Consider the following 15198-nt stretch of genomic DNA (forward strand, 5'->3'; position numbering starts at 1 on the left):
CAACTTTTCAAACGGCGGGTTGCGCTCGAAAAAAATGGAACTGTAAATCTCTATGAAAGGGCATCCATGAGTGACAAACGACGGGTCTCGAACGATGAACGAAAAAACGCACGAAGCCGAGGTGAAAATCGGCCTTGTCGCATCATTTCTCATTCACGGCCTCCAACTGTTCGGCCTCTGCCTTTTGGGTCGCTGCGTCCAATATATTGTGGAATTCATCCGATGGAATGGCTCTTTCCGTCACCGTCACTTGGTCGCGGATGGCTGCGAAGATTTTGTCTGTCTCGATTTCGCGTTCCACTTTTTCCACTTCCTTTTCATTTTCCATCAGGCGCTGCACGCTGTTGTTGATGAGGTGTTCGGGCAAGTCTATCTGAAAATAGCTACGGACACGGTCTTTAAAGGCTTCCACGATGTCGGCCTCCGTCACTTTTAGGCCGTACATTTTCATGATTTTTTCGCGCAGCATTGTCCAGCGCAAGTTTTCGATAAAATAGGGGAATTCGGTCTCGAGTTGTGCTTCGCTGAGCTTGCCTTCGTTGGACACGAGCAGCCAGCGTTTCAGGAATTTCTCGGGCAATTCAATGGGGTTATTGCTCATCAATCGCTCTTGAAAAGCGCGCATCAGGAGCGCATTGGAGCGCACATCGTAGAACTGCTGGATGCCTTTTTTCAATTGTTCCATGGCCTCCTCTTTGCTATTCACCTTGTCGGGGCCAAAGTAACCCTCGAAGAACTCTTGGTCGAGCGCGGCGGCTTCCACACGGCTGACTTCTTCGATGGTGCCCTCAAACCAATCGCCCACCTCGCGCGCGTCGTCGGCTGGGATGTTCAGGATGTATTTCCGATACATCTCGTCTTTTTCATGGTTTTCGAGGGTGCGTGCATTGAACCGGAGCGTGTCGCCTTTTTTTGCGGAAAGCAACTGGTTTTTTGTCGGCTCGTCGGTCATGTCCTTGATAAAGAGCGTTATGGTAGTTTCCCAACCTCCCTCTTTTATTTCTCCGTTTTCAGATTCGAGTTCGCGAGAGGCGATGCGCACGATGTCGTCTTCCCGAATATCGTCTTCCGGGTTGCTGCGTTTGCCCATCCGGTTTCGAGCGTATTCGAGGTCCTGCTCGGCCAGTTCGTCGAGGTTTGAGATAACCAGTTTCTCGAAAGAGGTGCTTTTTTCCAGACCATTTATTTCAAATGACGGCACGAAGCCGACCTCATAGGTCACGGCATATTCCGGTTCAGGGTCGCTGATTTTGAAGGTAAACTTCCGTTGTTCCTCGCTTGGCAAAGGCTGTCCCAGCACCTCAAGCCCGCTCTCTTGGAGGAAGTCGTAGAGTTTTTTGGAGAGCAAATCATTCAGTGTGTCACTAAAGATAGCCGAGCCATAAAGTTTTTTTACGACATCAATGGGGGTGTGGCCTGCGCGAAAACCTTTGACGGGGACTCGATTGCGAAATTTCTTGAGTTCAGCATCAAGTTGGGGCTTCAGTTCTTCGCGGGTGACGGTGACGGTGAGGAGGGCGGACGAATTGTCAATATCGTTGCGGACAACCATGAATCTGTAATAAGTTGAGTAGTTATTGGCTGATGGGGGCACATCAAACAAAAGAAGTGCGGGCGGAGGGACTCGAACCCCCATGCCTCTCGGCGCCAGATCCTAAGTCTGGTACGTCTACCAATTTCGCCACGCCCGCGTTGTGAAGTTTATTTATGCAACGTGCCACCTCATTCGGTGTAATGACAGTTGGCAGATTTTTTGTAATTCTAAAATTTTCAGTTCCAAAAGTCTGTCATTCGTTCCTAACACCCCTTTTTCAAAAAGGAGGGCAAAAGTACAGCCTTTCGGCAAAAAAGAAAGCACCTCGCCAAGATAAAAACCGTTAACGAGCCGTAAACATATTTTGCCAACCCAAAGTTTGATTCTAATTTCGCTGAAAATTCGCAATGGGCATCATGGAGCAGGAAGATTTCACCAACGTGGCGGCACCAACCGAGACAAATAAAGAGGAGAAGGGCAACCAAGCCCGCCCACTCAATGGGGTTGCCATGCCCGGCGAAGCGGAAGACCGCGCCCTTATCAACCGCGCTTATCGCAAGCTGCTCAAATCCTTCAAAACTCCGCTCAACAAAAAGGACCGCAAAGCCATTCGCGCGGCCTTTGAAATGGCAGCAGAGGCACACAAAAAACAACGCAGAAAGTCGGGCGAACCCTACATCACGCACCCCATCGCCGTGGCGCGGATTTGTGTCGAAGAAATCGGGCTGGGGCCTACGGCGGCCATTTGTGCGCTGCTCCACGACGTGGTGGAAGATACCGACATCACGCTCAAGGAAATCCATGAGCGTTTTGGCCCGCGCGTGTCGCTCATAGTGGATGGATTGACCAAGCTCGATGGACTGCACGACTCGGAAAGCCCACAAGCCGAAAACATAGGCAAGGTGCTCCGCGCGATGGTCTCTGATGTGCGGGTAGTGCTGATAAAAATGGCCGACCGCCTCCACAACCTGCGCACCATCAAAAGCATGGCGCATCACAAACAACTGAAAATCGCTGCCGAAACCACCTCCATCTATGCCCCTCTGGCGCACAGATTGGGCCTTTATCAAATCAAAAGCGAGTTTCAGGATTTGTGCCTGAAAATCAACCACCCCGAAGAATATCACGAAATCGCCGACAAGCTGGCGCAAACCCGCCGTGCCCGCGAACACTATATCCGAGAGTTCACCAAACCCATCCATGCATGGCTCGACGAGATGGGCATCCCGGCTCGCATCACCGGGCGCCCCAAGACGATTTACTCGATTCGGAATAAGATAAAGACCAAACAGGTGTCATTTGAAGACATCTACGACCTCTTTGCCGTTCGTATCGTGTTGGACGTGCCGCCCAATGAGGAGCGTATGGCTTGCTGGCAGGTTTACACTTTTGTGACCGACTACTATAAACCCATACCCGAACGCCTCAAGGATTGGATTACCAGCCCCAAAGCCAATGGCTACGAATCGCTCCACACCACGGTGGTCGGCCCGGAAGGACGCTATGTGGAGGTGCAAATTCGCTCGGAGCGGATGGACGACATCGCCGAGCGCGGGTTTGCTGCGCATTGGAAATACAAAGGGGTGGCCGGGCTGAGCAAGCAAAAGAAAGACGTGTTCGAAAATTGGCTCAATCAGGTGCGCGAGACGCTGGAAAACACTGGCACCGGAAATGCAGTGGAATTCCTCGCCGATTTCCAGAGCAACCTACTCACCGACGACATACATGTGTTCACTCCGAAAGGGGAGATGAAAATATTGCCAGAAGGAGCCACCGCGCTTGATTTTGCCTTCAGCATTCACTCCGACGTTGGCTGCACCTGCCAAGCGGTGAAGGTGAACAACCGACTCGAGCGCATTGATTATGTGCTCCACAGCGGCGACCAAGTGGAGGTCATCACCAACAAAAAACAAAAGCCCAAAGAGGATTGGCTCCAATTCGTCGTCACTTCAAGGGCCAAGACGCGGATTCGCACCGCGCTCAAAGAAGAAAAGCGCAAGCAGGCGGAGTTTGGCCGTGAGATACTCGAACGCAAACTCAACGCTTTCAAATGCTCGGTGGAAGACAATGCCGATATGCTAGCCAAATGGTATGGCTATCCCAACCGATTGGAATTTTTGAGTGCCATCTATCTGGAACAGGTGGATTTGAAAGACCTCAAAAAATTCCGCTCGGATGGTGTGCATCTGGTGGAAATCGAGGAAAAAAACATCAAACCGGACGCAGCGGAGGCCGTTACTGACGAAGCCCCCCCCGCGGTTCGCCTCAAACCCGGCGACAAGCCACAAGTCATCATCAACGGGGAGCCGGGCAGCTACTATCCCTACTCCTTCGCTACCTGCTGCAATCCCGTGCATGGCGACGCGATTTTTGCTTATATGACCGTCAGCCAAGGGTTCAAAATCCACCGAACCACCTGCCCAAATGCCGACCACCTGCTTTCCAACTACGGCCACCGCATTCTCGGTGCGGGGTGGGGCAACGTGGTGAAATCCAACTTCCTCACCACGCTCGTAGTCACAGGTATTGACAGCGGCCCGGGTGTCATCAAGGAACTCACCGACAAAATATCGGGACTTGGCATCAACATCAGGTCGTTCTCCATCTCTGGTGAGGGGGGGTATTTCGAGGGGCGAGTCGGGCTGGTGGTCGCCAATCTCGACCAACTCAATGTGGTGATAAGGGAACTAAAAAGTTTTGATTGGGTGTCGCAAGTAATTCGAGAGAGTTGAGACAGCTCATGTTTTTGCTACATCATCTCGCAAGCAAGCGGGTTTGCACGGCCAAGCAGCCACGCAAACCCGCTTGTTTTTTTGTTCAAATATGCTTCAAATTGTCAAGTTTTCAACATGATTGAAATCGCAATTCGTTTGAAATCAAGTAGGATGCTCGTGATGAACTGAAAATTCTTGCAAAGCAAGGGGATAAATATCCCCTACTTTTGTGACACAAAACAAAACAGCTCATGAAGCAAATTTTACTTTGGGCAGTATTGCCACTCTTCCTTTGTTTTTCACTGCAAGCCCAACAACCTTCACAGGCCCGCCCCAAAATCGGCCTCGCCCTTAGCGGCGGCGGCGCCAAAGGGCTGGCACATATCGGCGTGCTGAAAGCCATTGATTCCGCCGGGCTTAAGATTGATTACCTCACAGGCACAAGCATGGGCAGCATTGTCGGCGGGCTGTACGCTCTGGGCTATTCGAGCGATTCGATTGAAAAAATGGCACGCACCCTCGAATGGGATGTGCTGCTCACCAACAGAACCTCCCTTCGGTCCATGATTATGGAAGAAAAGGAGGAGTACGGCAAATATGCGCTCGAGCTGCAACTGACCGGGGATGGCTTCAAGTTGCCTACGGGTGTGTTGGAAGGTACCGAAATGTGGCTGAAACTCGCCGAGATGTTTGCCCCTGCCTACAACATCACGGATTTTGACAAAATGCCGATTCCTTTCCGATGTGTCGCCACGGAGGTCAGCACAGGGCACCCCGTGGTGCTGAAAGAGGGTAGCCTGGTCAACTCCATTCGGGCAAGCATGGCTATTCCGAGTGTGTTCACGGCGGTGGAGATTGATGGCAGGGTGTTGGTGGATGGCGGCATCGTGCGCAATCTTCCCGTGTCCGATGTGAAAGACATGGGAGCCGATTACATCATTGGCAGTAGTGTGTCGAGTGGCCTCTTGCCGCAAGAAAAACTGACCGATGCCGCTTCGATTTTGATGCAAGTCATCTTTTTGCCCGATGGATTGCAACACCAAGAACAAGTCAAGTTGTGCAGCCTTTACATAGAACACCCGGTGGAGGACGACTTTAGCGCCGCGAGTTTTGGAAGGGGCAACGAGATTATTGATGTCGGCATAGAACAGGGATGGCTCTGGTACCCACGCCTCAAGCATCTGGCGGACTCGCTCGACGCCATTTATGGAAAGCCGGATTTGAACGCACGAGGCTTGCCAAACACGGATTCGGTCTTCGTGTCGGAGGTGGAAGTGCGCGGCCTGAAACGCACCAGCGAGGCTTACTTTCTCAAAATGATGGGTTTTGACCCTCAGCGTTATTACAACGTGGCGAGGCTTTCGAGCAGGGTGCGCAACGTATTCGGGACGCGCTACTACAATCGCATCCTTTACTCGCTGGAATCTTTGCCAAACGGCACGAACAAGGTGATTTTTGACGTGGAAGAAAACGCCCTCACGCAGGCAAAACTCGCGCTGCACTACAACTCGTTTAGCAGCATCAGCTTGAACGCCAACCTCACCACCCGCAATCTTTTCATGCCAGCGTCGCGTAGTTTGGTCACTTTGGCGCTGAGCGAGAACTTCCGGGCACGCGGCGAGCATTTGCAGCAATTTGGGAAAAGCAACCGACTGGCCTTTATCGCGGGTGCCCAGTTTGAAACGTTCGGCTTCACCAACTACCAACGGTTTGTCCCCAGTGGCTCGCAGCGCCAAACCTTTTTTAAAGTAGAATCCAAACTACAATATTCCACCAAACGCCGTCTGACACTCGGCACGGGTTGGCGCTACGAATGGCTCCACTACCGCCCCTCCATCGCGTCGCGGCTCGACTTGCGCGGCGAGAATCAGGTGCAGACACTGTTCGGCTTCGTGGCGCTCAACACGCTTGATGCCTCGGTGCTCCCCAGAAGCGGGTTAAAAATGGGCGTGGAAGTGGGCTACTTGTTTCAGCAGCGCCCCGCCCTCACGGCAATCATCAACGGCGACCCGTTCGACAATCTCGACTCGCTTGGCATCAGGGCCAACGACTTCCCTCGATTCACTTTCAATGCCGACTGTTACAAGCCTCTCAGCCGCCGCACCACGCTCGTGTGGCAAGCCCAAGCAGGCTTGAATTTTAGTTATCGGCAGACGCTGCTCAACGACTTTGCCCTCGGCGGCTTGTTGCGTCAGTTCCGCAACCAAGTCACGTTCGCAGGCTTGCAGGAGGCGACGGTCTATACACCCAGCGTGGCAGCATTGTCGGTGGGGGTGCGTCAGGAAATACTCGGCAATCTTTTTGCGACGCTTCGCGCCGATGGTGCCGCGCACAATTTTATCAGTCGCAGAGAAGGACTTCAAGCGCCCGATTTTCTTTCTGGCGCGGCGCTGACGGCTGCTTACAATTCACCCATCGGGCCGCTCGAACTCAGCGTGATGTATTCGCCCGAGTCGGGCAGGGTGGGGACTTACATCAATTTCGGGTTGGCGTTCTAATGTTTGCTCAATTCTTCGGGTGATTTTGATTCGTCCGACGAATGCACAGAATGATATGGATTGATTTTCGAGTAAATGCGCGAATCCAAGAAGCGCCCCTCTAAGTAGAGATTTTCCCGAAAATAAGCCTCTTGCACGAAGCCGTGTTTTTCCAACAGCCGCCCAGAAGCCTCGTTTTCGGGGTCGGTGTTGGCCTCGATGCTGTGGAAATTCAGCACCCGGAAGCAGTATTCGAGGGCGGCGGCCATCGCTTCACTCATGATGCCTCGACCCCAGTAGTCGGGGTGCAGCATATAGCCGATTTCCGTGCGGTGGTTGGCTTTGTCCATTTTCCAGAAGGAAATGTTGCCGAGCAGGTTGGGCTGCCCGTGAAATGCAATGCCCCATGCAACGGCCTCATTTTGAGCAAAATTCGCCCGAATTTTTTCAATGAACTCCACCGCCTCGCTCACGTCTTTTTGCAAAGGCCGACCCAGATAGCGCATCGCCTGCTCATTGGAGCGCAGTTGAAAAAGGGATTCCGCGTCGTCGGGGGTCATTTCACGCAGGAGCAGGCGCGGGGTGTGGAGGGTGGGGAAGGAAGGGAAGTTGATTTCGAGCATGAGAGTAAGTTGACTTGCCAGATTTCACCGCGTTTCATGGAAAGTCTCGGCATCTAAGGCGGTGAAAGCGGTAAGTTCTTCGTCGTGCAGGTAGTCGTTCAGCAAAAGCGCAGCCGCATCCTTCATTTCCAGCCGGGCGTAATCGGCAGTAGGTTCTTGCACCAAATCTACCTTTTCTGCGCTCACAACGACTTCTTTTTGAATATCCTGCAAAAACTGCTTTTTCTGCTTCGGCGGCAGTTGCCGGAACAGTTGGAGCAGTTGCTCGTAGCCGATTTCAAGATTTAGGTTCATGTCTTTTGCTTTTCGGTTTGAGGGTTTTTGGGAGACAAATTTAGTCGTGTGCGGCGAAAAGGCAAATCACATTCATCCCATACTGCTTGCCAACTGTGGAAAGTCTGTTCAAGAGGGGAAATTTATCGCAGCGGTAAAATCTTCAAAAGAGGCTCAAGATTGCTGGCTTTCTCCCAATTTTCCATCAATTCTTCTTTGTGCAAAGTTGCCCATTCGATGACCATTCCGAGTGCTCGTGAAGGAATTTTACCCTCGATAACAGTCAAAGTGTTGATTTCAATAAGACATTCATCTTCCCCGTATTGGGCGTGAAAATGCGGCGGGTTGTGGTCATTGAAATACATCGAAATGATGATGCCAAAGAAGCGGCTAATCTGCGGCATGGGCGGGCTGTTTTCGCGAGGCTTTGAATTGTTCGAAAGTCAAACCCTTGATTTGCAGGTAGAGGCTGTCGGGGTCGAGGTCGAGCATTTCGTTCCAAACAAGGGCGTTCGTTTCGGGGTCAATTTTTACCTGAAAAAATAAGTCGCCTTCGTCCCATTGCCGAAAAACGCCGCGCCCGGCCAGGTGCGACACGTCGGCCATGCCTTCCGTGCCGTCGTCATAGCGAAGGTGGAGTTTGTATTTGGCTGTGGGTTGGACAGAGAGGAGGTGTGGGAACATGGCGTTTTATTGAAAATACTCGATGAGGACGGAGGTGTCAATTAAGACCATTTTCGGCGAGTTGGTTGAGTTGCTCTCTGGTTTTCAACACGTTCTGATATTCTTCTTCCGTCCAGACGGGGCCGGTGAGCAGCAGTTCTTGCAAATTATTCGGCTGCTGCGGAGCCGCTTCTGCTTTTTGAATAGCCTCGGCTAATTGCTTCCTTTGCTTGGAAGGCAATTGCATCACCAACTTTAAGAGTTGCTCGTAGCCGATTTCAAGATTTAGGTTCATGTCTTTTGCTTTTCGGTTTGAGGGTTTTTGGGAGACAAATTTAAAATAAAAAGAGAAGAAGGCAAATCTCCAGTTTAACCAAGCCAATCTTTTTTCCTCGATTTTATCTGATGACAGCTAGCACAAAGACACATAAAGTCTGTTTCGGAAGAACGTCGTCCATCAATATGGTCAAGTTGAAGTGCCCTAACATCGGGGAATCCACATTTTTCGCAACGATAATGTGCATTTCGAGCAGTAATCAAGGCTTTGGTTCCATAATTTTTTCGCTCACTTCCATTAGTACGAGTTTGTAACCAACGCGCCATAATATTTTCTGCTTGCGAGATTAGAGGTTCAACAGCTATAATTACACTTCTTTCAATGTTAGTTCGACCGTCGGTTTTTTGATAAAGATAGCGAAGCAATAGCCCAAGTTGAGTGCGTTTTTCCGCAGGAGCATCAGCAAGACGCTGTTCAATAAATTGTGAGTTGTCGAGATGGGTTTCAGGGATTACATAACTGTCATCAATTTCGATTGCAAACTGCATTTCCCAGTAATTTAAAGTGCAAAAAAACAAGTTCACATATTCCTCCGATACTGCCCCCCCACCTCATACAGCGCGTGCGTAATCTGCCCCAGCGAGCAAACTTTCACCGCCTCCATGAGTTCGGCGAAGAGGTTTTCGTTGTGGACGGCAGCCATTTGCAGGCGGCGCAGCGCGTCTTTCGATTGTAGTTCGTTGGCCTTGTGCAAGTTGCGCAGCGTCTGGATTTGCGCCTCCTTCTCCTCTTCTTCCGCGCGAATGACTTCTTTCGGCAAAATCGTCGGCGAACCCTCCTTCGAGAGGAAGGTGTTGACCCCGATGATGGGCAGTTCGCCCGTGTGTTTCAGCGTCTCGTAATAAAGGCTCTCCTCTTGGATTTTGCCGCGCTGGTACATCGTCTCCATCGCGCCCAGTACGCCGCCGCGCTCGGTGATGCGGTCGAATTCCGACAGCACGGCCTCCTCCACGAGGTCGGTCAGTTCTTCGATGATGAACGAGCCTTGCAGCGGGTTTTCGTTTTTCGCCAGCCCCAGTTCGTGGTTGATAATCAACTGAATCGCCATGGCGCGGCGCACCGATTCCTCCGTCGGCGTGGTGATGGCCTCGTCGTAGGCGTTGGTGTGGAGCGAGTTGCAGTTGTCGTAAATCGCGTAGAGCGCCTGCAAGGTCGTGCGGATGTCGTTGAATGCGATTTCCTGCGCGTGGAGGCTGCGCCCGGAGGTCTGGATGTGGTATTTGAGCATCTGGCTGCGCTTGTTCGCGCCGTATTTGAAGCGCATGGCTTTTGCCCAAATCCGCCGCGCCACGCGCCCGATGACCGCATATTCGGGGTCGGTGCCATTGCTGAAAAAGAAGGAAAGATTGGGCGCGAAATCGTCCACCTTCATGCCGCGCGAGGCGTAGTATTCCACAAACGTGAAGCCGTTGGCCAGGGTGAAAGCGAGTTGCGAAATCGGGTTGGCGCCAGCCTCGGCAATGTGGTAGCCGGAAATCGAAACCGAGTAGAAATTCCGAACCTTGTTTTTGATAAAATAATCCTGCACGTCGCCCATCACGCGCAGGCTGAATTCCGTGCTGAAAATGCAGGTGTTCTGCGCCTGGTCTTCTTTCAAAATGTCGGCCTGCACCGTGCCGCGAACGGCGGAAAGGGCGTAGGCCTTTATTTTTTCGTAGACTTCTTTTGGCAACACGTCGTCGCCGGTGATGCCGAGGAGCAAGAGGCCGAGGCCGTCGTTGCCTTCGGGTAGCGTCGTAACGTCCGTAACGTCGGAAGGGTTTGAAACCCTTCCGACGTTAGTATCAACGTTGGAATTATATCGCGGTCTCGGCAAACCTTTATCGTCATATTTCTCCTTCAACTTCGCCTCCACGAGGTGTTCCAACTTATGCTCCCGAATGTACTTCTCGCACTGCTGGTCAATCGCCGCGTTCATAAAAAACGCTGCGATGGTGGCCGCAGGACCATTTATCGTCATCGAAACTGACGTCTTCGGGTCGCAAAGGTCGAAGCCTGAATAGAGTTTTTTGGCGTCGTCGAGGCAGCAAACGGACACACCGGAGTTGCCGACTTTGCCATAAATGTCGGGGCGGTAATCGGGGTCTTCGCCATAGAGCGTCACCGAGTCGAACGCCGTGCTCAGGCGTGCCGCAGGCAAGCCGAGGCTGACGTAGTGGAAACGTTTGTTCGTGCGCTCGGGGCCGCCTTCGCCGGCAAACATCCGGGTCGGGTCTTCGCCTTCGCGTTTGAAGGGGAAAACGCCCGCCGTGTAGGGGAACTCGCCCGGCACATTTTCCTGCAAACGCCAGCGCAGGATGTCGCCCCAATCCTTGAATTTCGGGAATGCCACGCGCGGGATGCGGGTGTGCGACAGGCTTTCAGTGAAAGTTTTTACCCGAATCTCTTTGTCGCGGACGTGATAAATGTACTCGTCGGCGGCGTATTGCGCCTTTTTCGCTTCGTGACCTTCGAGGATGCGTTTGCAGCGCCAGTCGAGTTGGGCTTCGAGGTCAGCATAGCGTTTTTGCAAAGTTTGCAGCAAGTCGTCCGACGATTTTGATTCGTCGGACGACTGGAGCATCTCAATCGTATTTTTCAAGCTCCACATCTTCCGCGCAATCGCCACCTGCTCCTCCACGTCGAGGTCGTATTTGCGGTTCGTCTCGGCGATTTCCGACAAATAGCGCACGCGCTGCGGCGGGATGATGTAGATTTTCTCCGACATCTCGTCGGTGGCGTGGAAGTGGGATTGGAAATTCGCTCCGGTTTTTTCATTCAAAAGGTCAATGATGCGGCGGTAAAGTTGGTTCACGCCGGGGTCGTTGAACTGGCTGGCGATGCAGCCGAACACGGGCATTTCGTCCACCGCCACATTCCATGCGTTGCGGTTGCGCTGCACCTGTTTGCGCACGTCGCGCAGGGCGTCGAGGGCGCCGCGTTTGTCGAACTTGTTGATGGCAATCACGTCGGCGAAGTCGAGCATATCAATTTTTTCCAACTGCGTGGCCGCGCCAAATTCGGGGGTCATTACATAGAGGCTCAGGTCCGAGTGGTCCACGATTTCCGTGTCGCTCTGCCCGATGCCTGATGTTTCCAAAATAATCAAGTCGTACTTCGCCGCTTTCAGAATGTCCACTGCCGCGTGGACGTACTTGGACAAGGCCAGATTGCTTTGCCGCGTCGCCAGCGAGCGCATATACACGCGAGGATTGTTGATTGCGTTCATGCGGATGCGGTCGCCGAGCAGGGCGCCGCCAGTCTTGCGCTTGGAGGGGTCAACGGAGACGATGGCGATTGTTTTGTCTTGAAAATCAAGCAGAAAGCGGCGCACAAGTTCGTCCACGAGGGAGGACTTGCCTGCGCCGCCAGTGCCGGTGATGCCCAGAACGGGTGTTGTTCGTTGTTCGTTGTTCGTTGTTCGTTCGAGTTGTGGCGCGATTTCTTTTTCGTGAAAATCGGGGTTGTTTTCGGCAATGGAAATAAGCCGCGCCACCGCGCCGGGATTTTTTTCCGAAAAATGTTTGAGTTCGCCATTGAGGGAAAAACCCACCGGGAAATCGCATTTTTCCAGCACGTCATTTATCATGCCTTGCAAACCCATCTTGCGCCCGTCGTCGGGGTGGTAAATGCGGGTGATGCCGTATGCGTGCAATTCCTCGATTTCCGAAGGCAAAATGGTGCCGCCGCCGCCGCCGAAGATTTTGATGTGACCCGCGCCGCGCTCTTTGAGCAGGTCGTGCATGTATTTGAAATACTCGTTGTGGCCGCCTTGATAGGAGGTGATGGCGATGCCCTGCACGTCCTCCTGAATGGCGCAATCCACGATTTCCTGCACCGAGCGGTTGTGACCGAGATGGATGATTTCCGCGCCCGAAGACTGCATGATACGGCGCATGATATTGATGGCCGCATCATGACCATCGAACAGACTGGCGGCGGTGACGAGGCGGATTTTGTTTTTGGGCTGGTATGCGGTTGGATTTTGCATGGCGCTGTATGGTTAGGCAGAATTGGATGGGGCCTTTTTGATGGGGCAAAATTAGGAGAAAACTGCCGTGCGGAGGGGTTTTCCTATTTGAAAATGAAGACGCGGGTTTGAGAAAATTTATCACACTCAAAAAAATTAAGTGTTTCAACAACTAAATGACAAACACCTTGTTTAGATGTCATTCTTAAATTTGAAAAAACAAATCAACATGGCAAACACAACTTGGCAGCTCGACGCTGCGCACTCCGAAGTAACCTTCCGCGTCCGCCACCTCGTCATCGCCACGGTGTCGGGCAAGTTCGACAAGTTTACCTCCTCCGTTACCAACGATGGCGATGATTTCACCAATGCCAATATCGAGTTTGCCGTTGATACGGCCTCTGTCAACACCGGCGTGGAAGCTCGCGACAACCACTTGCGCGGCGACGACTTTTTCAACAGCGAAAAATTCCCGCAAATGACTTTCAAGTCTACTAGCCTGAAAAAACTGGGTGCTGACGATTATCAACTCGATGGCAACCTGACCATTCGCGACGTGACCAAGCCTATTTCGCTGAAAGTCGAATTTGGCGGCACGGCTACCGACCCCTATGGCAATCGCAAGGCGGGGTTTGAAGTGACGGGCACGCTCAATCGCAAGGAGTTTGGTCTTCGTTGGGATGCCGTCACAGAAGCGGGCGGCGCTGTCGTGTCAGACGAAGTGAAAATCCAAGCCAATGTCCAATACGCCAAGGCACAGTCATAAGAGCAACGCGCAATTATTGGAGAAGCCCGATGGTAGTCATATCAGACTTGCCACCGGGCTTTTTTTTTCGAGACTTGCGGAGAGGGTATAGCGGCCTCGTTCACCAACTCCACAAATCCTGCTCCCGATTGAAGAGGTCGTCTTCTATTTTTTGTGCGTGGAGCAGTAGGTCGGTGCCGGCCAGATAGTCTTGAAGACGCATGTCGTGCAGGTTGTTTTCCTTCATGACGAAAGAGGTAAAATACCGCATCTCAAAAAGGTCTTCCCAAGAGAGGGTGGTAGCGTGGTTGCCTCCGTGCAAGGGGGCTTTTCTGCCTGCCAATAGGGCGCGTGCCGAGGGGTAATGCACCCAGAACAGCGGTTTTTCATAGCGGAAATTGCCGTCTTCGTCCAACACGTCAATGAGCGGCGCAATGCCGAGGATGCGCACCCGAAGGGTGCTGGTGCGGGTGTCGAAAAACCAGCTCTCTTTCAGACGGTAACGCCGAACATCCTCCCAGTTCAGCTCGGTTCTCACTTCCCGCCATTGTTCGGTGTAATCTTCTGGGTTCCAGAGCAGGATGGTATCCTTGCGCATCAAAATGGATTCCACGTCGGTAAGCGATAGAGGGGTGGTAAATTGGTCGTTTACGGTGCTGTAAACAGTCAAGTCGCCTGCGAGCGCCGCTTCGGAAAAAATGGTGAACAAAGGTGATTCGGGAGCTACAAAGGGCAGATTCATTTTTTCGCGTGTGTCAATGACGCGCCAAATTCGTTTTTCCCACAAAATATCCGCCTCTCGAATCGGTGGATATAGCAGGGTTCGGTGTTCGCTCACGACAGTCCGCTCCGTGATGTCGTCGAGCGGCGGGTATGTCAATTCGGGGATGGGGTCGGTAGTTTGCGCGAGCGCAAGGGTGGCGGAGAGCAAGGTTCCGCCGAGGAGGCCCAATAAACGGGCTGCCCGCAGTGACAGCAGATTTGTCATGTGGTAGTGTGTTTAGTATACCTCGCGGCGCCAAGTTTTGGGCATAGATGCAATCGCAATCTGCTCAAAATCAGGGGTGTCAATCATGTTCATTTGACAAATTCTAGCGAATCAAGGTATAATTTGAAAGAAGGATAAAAGAAACCGGGTGGGCATTAGGTAAATCAAAAAGCCATTCGCAGGTGCTTTTATATTCGGGTGTCAGGAAGGCAATACTCGGGCAGAATTCCCTTGTTGAAAGTAGAAAGACATTCTCGTGTGAAAATTAAAAGTTTTTCGTAACGAGAGCGGAGCTCAAACGGGGCGCGTCGAAACCCTGTTGCAGGCGTTAAAAATTTTAACAGTTGGCGATAAAGCGAGCAAAATGCAACAGGGAGCCAAACCGGAAGTCAACCTTCATGTTCGCCAACATTTCAGCATCTTCCGATTTGCCTGCGATGAGTGCCGTGTGCATTCCCAAGGCCTGCCCGAAAGTGATATCGGAGGCCGAATCGCCCACCAGCCAAGCATTTTCAAAATCAATATCGGGGAAATCCGCCAGTGCCAGCCACGCCATCCCGGTGGCTGGTTTGCGGCAACGGCAACCTGCTTCTTTGGAGTGAGGGCAGTAATATGCGCGGTCTATGCGCCCGTTGGCGGCATGCACCCAATCGAACATTTTTCGATGAACATCGGCTAAGTTTTTCTCGGTCATGAGTCCTTTCCCAATACCTGCCTGATTGGTGACGACGATGATGCGGCCAAAATGCTCGGCCAACAAGCGCATGGCCTCCTCCGAACCCTCCGTAGGAACAAATGCCTCTGGCGCACGCACATAATCGCCCGGCAATCGCACATTGACGACACCGTCTCGGTCGAGAAACAAAGCAGGCCGATGGTATGTCATTTTTGATAA

The 15198-nt window shown here is 52.3% G+C and carries 13 protein-coding genes and 1 tRNA gene; 3 read left to right on the forward strand and 11 right to left on the reverse strand.

The annotated features are described in order from the left end of the window. Positions 1-142 precede the first annotated feature (142 nt). Both KIS77_01875 and KIS77_01880 read right to left on the reverse strand, forming a co-directional pair. Complete coding sequence (locus tag KIS77_01875) at positions 143-1552, reverse strand: hypothetical protein (GenBank protein ID MCW5921063.1); 1410 nt, start codon at positions 1550-1552, stop codon at positions 143-145. A 57-nt stretch (positions 1553-1609) separates the two neighbouring features. After that, positions 1610-1691 (reverse strand) — tRNA-Leu (locus tag KIS77_01880). 352 nt (positions 1692-2043) lie between these two features. Between KIS77_01880 and KIS77_01885 the strand changes: the two genes are divergently transcribed. Both KIS77_01885 and KIS77_01890 read left to right on the forward strand, forming a co-directional pair. Further along, positions 2044-4266 carry a bifunctional (p)ppGpp synthetase/guanosine-3',5'-bis(diphosphate) 3'-pyrophosphohydrolase gene (locus tag KIS77_01885; GenBank protein ID MCW5921064.1) on the forward strand — a complete coding sequence of 741 codons (2223 nt, stop codon included), beginning with the start codon at positions 2044-2046 and terminating at the stop codon, positions 4264-4266. A gap of 233 nt (positions 4267-4499) precedes the next feature. Beyond that, entirely contained in the window at positions 4500-6746 is a 2247-nt protein-coding gene (locus tag KIS77_01890) for a patatin-like phospholipase family protein (protein MCW5921065.1), read from the forward strand. Here KIS77_01890 and KIS77_01895 read toward each other — a convergent pair. The 7 genes from KIS77_01895 to KIS77_01925 form a co-directional block, all read right to left on the reverse strand. Beyond that, on the reverse strand, positions 6743-7348 hold the full coding sequence (locus tag KIS77_01895) for a GNAT family N-acetyltransferase (protein ID MCW5921066.1): 606 nt from the start codon (positions 7346-7348) through the stop codon (positions 6743-6745). The genes KIS77_01890 and KIS77_01895 overlap by 4 nt on opposite strands. A gap of 24 nt (positions 7349-7372) precedes the next feature. Beyond that, positions 7373-7642 carry a hypothetical protein gene (locus KIS77_01900; GenBank protein MCW5921067.1) on the reverse strand — a complete coding sequence of 90 codons (270 nt, stop codon included), beginning with the start codon at positions 7640-7642 and terminating at the stop codon, positions 7373-7375. A 122-nt stretch (positions 7643-7764) separates the two neighbouring features. Beyond that, the gene (locus KIS77_01905) at positions 7765-8025 is read right to left on the reverse strand and encodes a DUF4160 domain-containing protein (protein MCW5921068.1); all 261 of its coding nucleotides are present in this window, start codon (positions 8023-8025) and stop codon (positions 7765-7767) included. Next, entirely contained in the window at positions 8012-8305 is a 294-nt protein-coding gene (locus KIS77_01910) for a DUF2442 domain-containing protein (GenBank protein ID MCW5921069.1), read from the reverse strand. The genes KIS77_01905 and KIS77_01910 overlap by 14 nt, the downstream gene beginning before the upstream one ends. 37 nt (positions 8306-8342) lie before the next feature. Further along, positions 8343-8579, reverse strand: a complete 237-nt coding sequence (locus KIS77_01915) for a hypothetical protein (GenBank protein MCW5921070.1) — start codon at positions 8577-8579, stop codon at positions 8343-8345. Positions 8580-8653: 74 nt separating this feature from the next. After that, positions 8654-9109 (reverse strand): HNH endonuclease, encoded by a 456-nt coding sequence (locus KIS77_01920; protein ID MCW5921071.1) that lies wholly within the window; start codon positions 9107-9109, stop codon positions 8654-8656. Positions 9110-9141: 32 nt separating this feature from the next. Then, positions 9142-12591 carry a methylmalonyl-CoA mutase family protein gene (locus KIS77_01925; protein ID MCW5921072.1) on the reverse strand — a complete coding sequence of 1150 codons (3450 nt, stop codon included), beginning with the start codon at positions 12589-12591 and terminating at the stop codon, positions 9142-9144. Positions 12592-12799: 208 nt separating this feature from the next. Here KIS77_01925 and KIS77_01930 point away from each other — a divergent pair, with 208 nt between their 5' ends. Continuing rightward, positions 12800-13336, forward strand: a complete 537-nt coding sequence (locus KIS77_01930; GenBank protein ID MCW5921073.1) for a YceI family protein — start codon at positions 12800-12802, stop codon at positions 13334-13336. 100 nt (positions 13337-13436) lie between these two features. Here KIS77_01930 and gldN read toward each other — a convergent pair whose 3' ends face one another. Together gldN and KIS77_01940 are read right to left on the reverse strand one after the other, a co-directional pair. Next, positions 13437-14303: a gliding motility protein GldN gene (gene gldN / locus KIS77_01935; protein MCW5921074.1), complete on the reverse strand. Its 867-nt coding sequence runs from the start codon at positions 14301-14303 to the stop codon at positions 13437-13439. A 337-nt stretch (positions 14304-14640) separates the two neighbouring features. Beyond that, a complete protein-coding gene (locus KIS77_01940; GenBank protein ID MCW5921075.1) occupies positions 14641-15189 on the reverse strand; it encodes an HAD-IIIA family hydrolase in 549 nt (182 codons plus the stop codon). Between the last annotated feature and the right edge of the window lie 9 nt (positions 15190-15198).

The organism is Saprospiraceae bacterium, from assembly GCA_026129545.1.
In the GTDB taxonomy this organism is placed as follows: domain Bacteria; phylum Bacteroidota; class Bacteroidia; order Chitinophagales; family Saprospiraceae; genus M3007.

Excerpts from the sequence above, each read along its gene's own strand:
- KIS77_01875 (MCW5921063.1), bottom strand. The coding sequence starts at position 1,552 with ATGGTTGTCCGCAACGATATTGACAATTCGTCCGCCCTCCTCACCGTC.
- KIS77_01885 (MCW5921064.1), top strand. The coding sequence starts at position 2,044 with ATGCCCGGCGAAGCGGAAGACCGCGCCCTTATCAACCGCGCTTATCGC.
- KIS77_01890 (MCW5921065.1), top strand. The coding sequence starts at position 4,500 with ATGAAGCAAATTTTACTTTGGGCAGTATTGCCACTCTTCCTTTGTTTT.
- KIS77_01895 (MCW5921066.1), bottom strand. The coding sequence starts at position 7,348 with ATGCTCGAAATCAACTTCCCTTCCTTCCCCACCCTCCACACCCCGCGC.
- KIS77_01900 (MCW5921067.1), bottom strand. The coding sequence starts at position 7,642 with ATGAACCTAAATCTTGAAATCGGCTACGAGCAACTGCTCCAACTGTTC.
- KIS77_01905 (MCW5921068.1), bottom strand. The coding sequence starts at position 8,025 with ATGCCGCAGATTAGCCGCTTCTTTGGCATCATCATTTCGATGTATTTC.
- KIS77_01910 (MCW5921069.1), bottom strand. The coding sequence starts at position 8,305 with ATGTTCCCACACCTCCTCTCTGTCCAACCCACAGCCAAATACAAACTC.
- KIS77_01915 (MCW5921070.1), bottom strand. The coding sequence starts at position 8,579 with ATGAACCTAAATCTTGAAATCGGCTACGAGCAACTCTTAAAGTTGGTG.
- KIS77_01920 (MCW5921071.1), bottom strand. The coding sequence starts at position 9,109 with ATGCAGTTTGCAATCGAAATTGATGACAGTTATGTAATCCCTGAAACC.
- KIS77_01925 (MCW5921072.1), bottom strand. The coding sequence starts at position 12,591 with ATGCAAAATCCAACCGCATACCAGCCCAAAAACAAAATCCGCCTCGTC.
- KIS77_01930 (MCW5921073.1), top strand. The coding sequence starts at position 12,800 with ATGGCAAACACAACTTGGCAGCTCGACGCTGCGCACTCCGAAGTAACC.
- gldN (MCW5921074.1), bottom strand. The coding sequence starts at position 14,303 with ATGACAAATCTGCTGTCACTGCGGGCAGCCCGTTTATTGGGCCTCCTC.
- KIS77_01940 (MCW5921075.1), bottom strand. The coding sequence starts at position 15,189 with ATGACATACCATCGGCCTGCTTTGTTTCTCGACCGAGACGGTGTCGTC.